The 7,720-nt window shown below is 61.8% G+C and carries 8 protein-coding genes; 4 read left to right on the top strand and 4 right to left on the bottom strand.

Annotated elements, in window-relative coordinates; all coding sequences use genetic code 11:
- The coding region (locus VEK15_02605; protein ID HXV59558.1) for a radical SAM protein at nt 1-233 on the bottom strand (233 nt) is incomplete at its 3' end.
- 178 nt (nt 234-411) lie between these two features.
- Here VEK15_02605 and VEK15_02600 point away from each other — a divergent pair.
- From VEK15_02600 to VEK15_02590, 3 genes are all read left to right on the top strand, one after another.
- Complete coding sequence (locus VEK15_02600) at nt 412-798, top strand: hypothetical protein (GenBank protein ID HXV59557.1); 387 nt, start codon at nt 412-414, stop codon at nt 796-798.
- A gap of 197 nt (nt 799-995) precedes the next feature.
- Nucleotides 996-2,021, top strand: a complete 1,026-nt coding sequence (locus tag VEK15_02595; protein ID HXV59556.1) for an FYVE zinc finger domain-containing protein — start codon at nt 996-998, stop codon at nt 2,019-2,021.
- 81 nt (nt 2,022-2,102) lie between these two features.
- On the top strand, nt 2,103-4,145 hold the full coding sequence (locus tag VEK15_02590; protein HXV59555.1) for a S9 family peptidase: 2,043 nt from the start codon (nt 2,103-2,105) through the stop codon (nt 4,143-4,145).
- A gap of 165 nt (nt 4,146-4,310) precedes the next feature.
- Here the strand turns inward: VEK15_02590 and VEK15_02585 are convergent, their stop codons facing one another.
- From VEK15_02585 to VEK15_02575, 3 genes are all read right to left on the bottom strand, one after another.
- Nucleotides 4,311-4,841, bottom strand: coding sequence for a DUF6036 family nucleotidyltransferase (locus VEK15_02585; GenBank protein ID HXV59554.1), 531 nt, complete (start codon nt 4,839-4,841; stop codon nt 4,311-4,313).
- A complete protein-coding gene (locus VEK15_02580) occupies nt 4,822-5,265 on the bottom strand; it encodes a hypothetical protein (protein ID HXV59553.1) in 444 nt (147 codons plus the stop codon). Before VEK15_02580 ends, VEK15_02585 begins: the two co-directional genes overlap by 20 nt.
- Nucleotides 5,266-5,467: 202 nt before the next feature.
- Nucleotides 5,468-5,770 carry a hypothetical protein gene (locus VEK15_02575; protein ID HXV59552.1) on the bottom strand — a complete coding sequence of 101 codons (303 nt, stop codon included), beginning with the start codon at nt 5,768-5,770 and terminating at the stop codon, nt 5,468-5,470.
- Nucleotides 5,771-5,910: 140 nt separating this feature from the next.
- Between VEK15_02575 and VEK15_02570 the strand changes: the two genes are divergently transcribed.
- Nucleotides 5,911-7,720 (top strand): CocE/NonD family hydrolase (locus tag VEK15_02570; protein HXV59551.1); only part of this gene is annotated, 1,810 nt, incomplete at its 3' end.

The following is a 7,720-nucleotide window of genomic DNA, read 5'->3' as shown; positions in this document are numbered from 1 at the left end:
AAATAAACGACCAGGGGGCGTCGCTCGGCGACCAGGGCAAGCACCCTCTCCACCAGGTCGTCCCCCTTGAAATCCGAGACCGAAGTCAGGGAAGCGCCCCCGAGGTGCTCCGGTTGATACGCGTAGCAACCCGGGCAGGACAGGGGACATTCCTTCGTGATTTCTATAGAAAGGGCCGTTGGATAACCGCTCAGGATGCGGCCCCAAGCCCGAACGACGTCGGTTGCTTCCATAAATGCTCTACAATAGCGCTCGGCGCGCGCGCGCGCGAGTGTCAAGTTTACTCCCTGCCCATCGAGTCATCCTCAGTGCGCCCGACCAGCCGCCCGGGCTGGACTTTCTCTGTTACCTTGGAGACAATTAATCAACCTACACTCTCCATTCAAAAAGCCAAGAACGCGGAGGTGCCCCATGCGTGGCTCGTTTTGGTTCCTCAATATCGCCGTCGCTCTGTTCCTCTTCGGCTGCGTAAGCGCTGAGGACTCGATGAAGTTCGAGGCGGACAAGTATCGGGCGCAGATCGAGAACATCGAGGGCCTGCTCGGCCAGTCGGAAAAACAGCCGGACGACGGACAAAGACTGCACAAGTACTCGGCGGATCTCGCCTCGGCAATGGCCAGAGATATGCAGAACCACATGCAGAAAGAGTACGTCCTGAACCGAATCATCAGCTTCGGTGAGGGTTTCGCTCAACTCGAGCAACAAGGAATCGATTGGGATCTCGAGCAGGCCCGCGACGAATGGAAAACGATGCGCGCGAACCTGTTTGTGGACGCGAGCTGGTTTCAACCGATGTGAGCGAGCGGTTCGAGCTTCGTTGCGAACGCTGCGGGACGGTCGTCAGCGTCCCGCGAATGCCTCCCGGTACGCAGGGGGTATCGGGACCCTGCCCGGGCTGCGACGCCGCGATCGCTTTGCCCCCCCTGCCGGGCACGCCCGCGGCGCAGCCTTCGTCGTCGACGGTGGCTTCGTCGGTCGAGCAGCCGACATTCCGCGTGAAGGAACCGGACGGGCGGCTGCGCGAGCTCACGCGAGCACAAGTTCAGCGCGACATCCGAGCGGGCAAGATCCTGGCGTGGGACCAGGTCGCGGCGAGTGACGACGGCGATCGCTTCGTCCCCGTCGGCGAGCTTGCCCCGTTCCAGTCGTTCTTCCGCGGCCGTGATGCCATCCACCAGAAGCGTTGCTGGGAGCACCCGAACCGGCATTCTTCTTTGATTTGCCGCCGGTGCGGCCGCGGTTTCTGCGAAACCTCCGTGCCCCAGGCCGAGCGACCCGGATTGACCATCCGTGTCTGCCCCGCGTGTGAAGGTCTTCTCGAGCCCGCCGACCCACGATGGCGCGAGAAGCGCTTCTGGGAACGGCTCGACGAAGTCGCCGCATTTCCGCTCAAAGAGATGTCGTGGGTCACGACGGTCGGTATCGGAGCTCTGGTTTGGATCGGAAGTATGGGTCTGCGGGGTCTGGTCGTCTACGCCGTCGGGCTTGCCTTCTTCGTACACATCATCGCTCGCTCCGCCAAGGGCGAGAAGAAGATGGGCATTGGCCCGGAAACCACCGACCCTCTGGAGCTCGCGGGCACCGGGGTGGCGGTCGTCATCGTCACCCTCACGGTCGCACTCCCCTTGATCCTCTTCAACTTCTTCGTGGTTTATCGTGGCCTGACGGATGGAGAGGAGCCGGGTTCGCTGTTCCTCCTGAACATCCCGTTGGCAATTGCCGCTTTGGCCTACTACCCCATGGCGATCGGTATGAGCGCCGTGTGGCACAACAAGTGGCTCGCGCTGCGTCCCGATATCGTGATGGGACATATTCTCAAGATCCGGCGCGACTACGCCATTCTCGTCGGATTTTGCGCCGCCATCACAACGGCACAATGGTTCATCGAGTCCCTTGCCTGGATCGTCCCGGTCTTTGGAGGCCTGGCCACCGGTATCGTCTCCGCCTATCTCGGAGTCATCGAAGCGCACATCATCGGATGGACGCTCTACATGAATCACGAGGAGCTCGGCTGGGGATAACGTCGCGATCGGTCCTCCGCTCGCATCCTTCACCCCCCTCCGCGTAGAATCAGCTATCTTCTCGGCCTGGAGGAAATCGTCATGCGATACCTGTTGGCTTTGGCGGCGTTCGCCCTCGCCGCAACTCCGACTTTCGTCTCCGCTGCGGGAAAGCACCTAGCGCTTACGAGCTACCTCGACTTCGAGCGGGTGTCGGACCCGCAGATTTCACCCGACGGCAAGCAAGTGATCTACCGCCGCGAGTGGGTCGACAAGCAAACTGACAAATGGGAATCGGCGCTCTGGGTGGTGAACGTCGACGGGACCAAGAATCGCCACCTGACCAAAGGAAGCTCGCCCCGGTGGTCTCCCGATGGAGCCCGAATCGCCTATCTAGCGGAGGGAGAGCCCAAAGGCGAGCAAATCTACGTGCGCTACATGGACGCAGAGGGCGCCACCACCCAGGTCACTCGGATCGAGCGCGCTCCGCGAAGCATCGAGTGGTCTCCCGACGGCAAATCGATCGCTTTCGTGTCCACCGTTCCCGAAAAAGAGGCGTGGAAGATCGAGTTTCCCTCGGCGCCAGAGGGAGCCAAATGGACCGAAGCTCCGCGAATCGTCGAGCGGCTCGACTATCGTCAGGATCGAATCGGTTTCACCGAAGACGGCTATCAGCATTTGTTTCTCGTTCCCGCGACAGGAGGAACGCCTCGCCAGCTCACCGATGGCGACTACGACGATGGTCGGAACTCCCCCATCTCCTGGACTCCCGACGGCCAGGAGATCCTCTTCACCGGATTGAGGCAGCCGGACTGGGAGTACGCCTGGCGGGAGACCGAGATCTACGCCGTGCGGGTCGAGGACGGCTCGGTCAGGCAAGTCACTGATCATCACGGTCCGGACAGCGCGCCCAGCGTGTCTCCCGACGGCGGCTCGGTTGCCTACGTCGGCTTCGATTGGACCGACGACACCTTCATCAACTCCAAGCTCTACGTCTCCGGGATCGACGGGAAGGGCGCCCGGGCTCTGACCGCGAGCCTCGATCGCACTCCCCGGGATCTCGCTTGGGATCCGGATGGTCGAGGCGTTTATTTCAACGTGGCGGAGGAGGGAGCTTCGAATTGGTATTTCGCCTCGGTGGAGGGCGCGGTGAGGAAGGTGACCCAGGGAAACCACATCCTCGACGTGACGAGCCTCTCGACCTCCGGGATCGCCGTCGGGACGATTACCGGCCCCCAACATCCCGCGGACGTGTACGTCCTCGACCTGCAGAGACCGGAGCCGCGTCAGATCACCTTCGTGAACGACGACATCCTCCACGGCGTGGAGCTCGGACGGGTGGAGGAGATTTCTTATCGGTCGGTGGACGGCCTTTCCATCCAGGGATGGCTGGTCTACCCGCCCGATTTCCTGCCGGGAAAGAAATACCCGCTGATGCTGTCCATTCACGGCGGCCCTCATGGCATGTACGGAGTGGGTTTCAACTTCGGCTGGCAGGAGCACGCGGCGAACGGCTACCTCGTTCTCTACACCAACCCGCGGGGCTCCTCGGGGTACAGCAGCGAGTTTGGAAATGCCATCAAGAACGCCTACCCGAGCAAGGACTTCGATGATTTGATGGCGGGCGTGGACGAGGTGATCGGGCTCGGAATCGTCGACGAGCGCAATCTATTCGTCTACGGCTGCAGCGGCGGCGGCGTTCTAACCGCATGGGTCGTCGGACACACGAACCGCTTCGCCGCGGCGTCCTCGAACTGTCCGGTAACGAACTGGATGTCTTTCGTGGGCACGACCGACAGTCCCAACTGGTATCGCAACTTCGCCAAGCCGTTCTGGGAGGACCCGAGTGAGTATCTGGAGCGCTCGCCCCTGATGTACGTGGGAAACGTGCAAACGCCCACGATGCTCATGACCGGCGTCCTGGATCTTCGGACTCCGATTCCCCAGACAGAGGAATATTACCAGGCGCTCAAGATGCGGAAAGTCGCGACGGCGATGGTGCGTTTCAACGACGAGTTCCACGGAACGACGTCCAGACCCTCGAACTTCATGAGGACCCAGCTCACCCTGCGTTACTGGTTCGAAAAGCACGGGACGAAGGCAGATGCTCCGGTGACGACGTCAGCGATCTCGGACAAGAACTAGCAGCGTGATGAAAAACTCAGCCCACCCTGCGCGAGCGGAGCGAGCCCGGCGCGCTCGTCGCGCCGTGAGCAGCCCGAGCCGTGGCGGCACGATCGATTACGGGTCCCGCCACGGCATTGAGCATTAGAGGGAGTGAAGGGAAGTCGAACGAGGGGTCTGGATGGATCAACCTGCTCGAACGAAATCCCGTTCGATATCGCCACGAATTCTGTCCCGTATCTTCCCGTCCACCGGCGTGCGAGAGAGCAGGGCGAGTAGACGCTCGCGGGTCACGATTTTACGACGCGCCAGCTCGCGATTGAAAAGCATGTCCTTCTCCCTTCGAGCGACGTACTTCGATATCGCGAGATCGTGGGGATCCAAACACAGTCCGCGGACGCCCTCCGTGTCGCCTGGCGGCAAGTTCACGAGCCGACCTTTCCAGCCCGCCGGAAGCGTAGCCGTCGTTTCGTCCACGGGATCGGCGTAATAACCGAACCGCTCGTGAAATGGAGAATCCTGACCGATCGCGTTCAGCCACTCCGTTTTCGAAATGTCGCCCTTCGCGATCAAGTCTGCTTCGGCAGACTGCACGAGCTCGTCGGGAAGATCGGGATACGTTCCGTGTAGGCTCTGACTGCCAATGATGATGAACTGCTTCTCGCCGGTGATACGCCCCCCCGCCCGGAGCAGGTGATCAAGCTGCTGCTTCTTCATTGAGCCGCCTCACCTCCTCGCGGGGCAACAACCCGACGTAGGGAGGCGATTGTCGGAGGCGATTGGAGCGTTCATCGCGTCCTAGCATGCTCGCAAAGAGCTCCCCGTCGTCGCTGCTTTCAAGGATTTGCTGCCACTCGTCGTATGCCGACACCCATGCGCCGCTTCTCTTCCAGCGGTGGAGATTGGCAAGTCCGTGCGCTCGAATCTGATGCGCGCTGCAACGAGCCACCACCGCGACCGCGAGCTTGCGCTTCAGCTCGTCCAACCTGTCGTGGGTGAATGCCCTGGACCGGCCGGGACGAAGACAACGACCGGCGCGTTCGAGAAAATCTCCCTCCGCGAGGCCCCATTCAACGAGCACGGCACGCGGAATGATGACACCCAGTGAATTGCCGACGCGCCGGATCCGGAGTTTCATCATATGTTATAACGGTTATAACGCAACTGGTCAAGCTGTCAAGCTTGGTTCCATAGCGCTCCTCTACCTCCTTCGCCCGGGAGGCGGAACGTCTGATCGTCCAGGAGAAGGTGCTTGCGTTACTGGTTCGAAAAGCACGGCACGAAGGCGGCCGCGCCGGTGACGACGTCAGCCATCTCGGACAAGCAGTAAAGCTCGCTCCAGCTCAAGCGTCTCGCTCGTCCTCATCGGCGTACCAGTCGCCGTGCGGGGACCATTCGTGGCAGCGAAGGCAACAGGTTTCCATCCACTGGCGCCCGCAGCCGGGACACTTGCCCCGGGTATCGAACGTGTTCCAGACGTAGAGGCAGGTACACATCCAGAGGCTGTCTCGCTCCGGCTCCCAAACGCACCTCGGGCAGCGAATCCGGGGACCCCGATCCCTGGGCGATCCTTCACGAGTGAAGACATCGAACCGGATACGCGCGCCACGCGCGGGGCGCTCGTTCTTCGCTTCGACGATGGTCACGCCCCATTCTACGCCGGTAGGGACCGTTGCACGACCGCACTGCCGAGGCGGTGTGGGGCGCGCCGAGAATGCGAGTTTGACGGAGCGGCCATCACACAAATACTGTTTGTTAATTAGAGAGTCGATTCCCGCGCACCGGCATGACGAGGTCCATTCCCGGCGACGGCCTGCCCGACGCCTCCTGCCCGTTTCCACGGGCCCGCCTCTATGCCCCCTGGCTCTTCCTGGTCCTCGGGCTTTTTTGTCTTCGCGTAGTCGGGCAGCTCATCGTCGCCATCTTCGAGGTGGGATTCCTTCCCCCGATGGAAGAGTGGTACTCTGGCCTCATACCGTATCCTTTTTTGTTCGGGGCCCAGCTCGTCATCATCGGCCTCTTCGCAATCGTCTATTCGCAATTTGTCCGGGGCCGGGGATGGCTCGTGCACCCCCGAGTCCGGCTAGGCGATTCTCTCGTCGTCTTTGGAGCGCTCTATCTCACGGTGATGGTTCTCCGTTACACCTTGCGCATGGCTTTGTATCCCCCCGAGCGATGGGTGGGCGGCTCTATCCCTATCTTCTTCCACTGGGTCCTCGCCAGCTTCATCTTGCTGGTTGGTCATTACCATCGTCGGGGAAGAACGGAACGGCGGACCGTAACCCGGAGGGGCAGGCTCCTGCGAGCTTTCGCTGCGTCCGTCGCCGTCGCCGGGATTGCCGCCTGGGTCGCGTATCTGCTCGCCCCCGCCTGGCTCGCCCGACGGTTGGGCAGCGGACCACCCATGTATTCCGTGCGGATTCACCGATCTTTGCCTCTTACGACGTCGGACGACGTTCGATTGGTCGGTGATCTCTACCTGCCGCGCCGCGCGGGCCCAACGCCGACGATTCTCGTCCGGATCCCCTATTCCAAAACGCTCCAGAACGAGCTCTTCGCCACCTTGATCGGACGGATGTGGGCGGAGCATGGCTATTCCGTCTTCATCCAGGGAACCCGGGGCCGCTACGAGTCGGGCGGGCGTTACGAACCTTTCGTCAACGAGCGTCGAGATGGGATCGAAACGCTCGCATGGCTCGCGGAGCAGCCCTGGTTCGACGGACGACTCGGCATGTGGGGAGGATCCTATTTTGGCTACACGCAGTGGGTTCTCGCCGACCAAACCGATCCCGGACCTTCGGCCCTTTTCGTTCAGATCGCGAGCAGCAGCTTCTACGACATGTTCTATCAAGGCGGTGCTTTCGCCCTCGAGTCCGCGCTGTACTGGGCGCTCCGAAGCCACGGACCGGTGGACGTTCCGGTGTCCTCCGAACAGCTCGACAGGGGGTACGGAGCGGTGCCCCTCCGGGAGACGGACGATCGGGCGGGTGCGGACGTCTCGTTCTTCAACGATTGGGTCACGCATCCCGAGCGCGACGCTTACTGGCAGCATGTCGACGGAGAGAATCGCACCGCCACGCTTCGCGCACCGGTATTGCTCATGGCCGGTTGGTTCGACCCCTTTCTTCCCAGTCAACTCGGCGATTTCCTTCGCATCCGTGCGGAAGCCTCTCCGCAGGTTGCTGAAAAAACTCGCCTCATCATCGGTCCCTGGAGCCATGCAGCGGCACCCCCTTTGCCCGACGGTTACCAGCCGAGGAATTACCGGCTGGAGAGTCTCGCCCCCACCCTTTCCTGGTTCGACCGGCACCTCAAGGGCGAGACTACGGAACCGGAGCTTCCGCCGATCCGCCTCTTCGTGATCGGCGACAACGTCTGGCGAGACGAACAGGAGTGGCCCCTGGCCCGCACTCGGTTCACCGCGTACTTTCTCGATCGCGGGGACGGGCGTTCAGTTTTGAGCTCCGAGACGCCCGCGGCATCCGGACATTCCACGTACATCTTCGATCCCACCGATCCGGTTAGGACGCAGGGTGGAGCGATGCTCGGCCCGCGCGCGGGAATGCGCGAGCAAGCTCGAACGGTGCGTGACGATG

It is taken from the genome of Vicinamibacteria bacterium, assembly GCA_035620555.1.
Classification (GTDB): Bacteria; Acidobacteriota; Vicinamibacteria; order Marinacidobacterales; family SMYC01; genus DASPGQ01.
The sequence above is the reverse complement of the archived record's forward strand: the minus strand, read 5'-3'. Positions and strand labels throughout refer to the sequence as shown.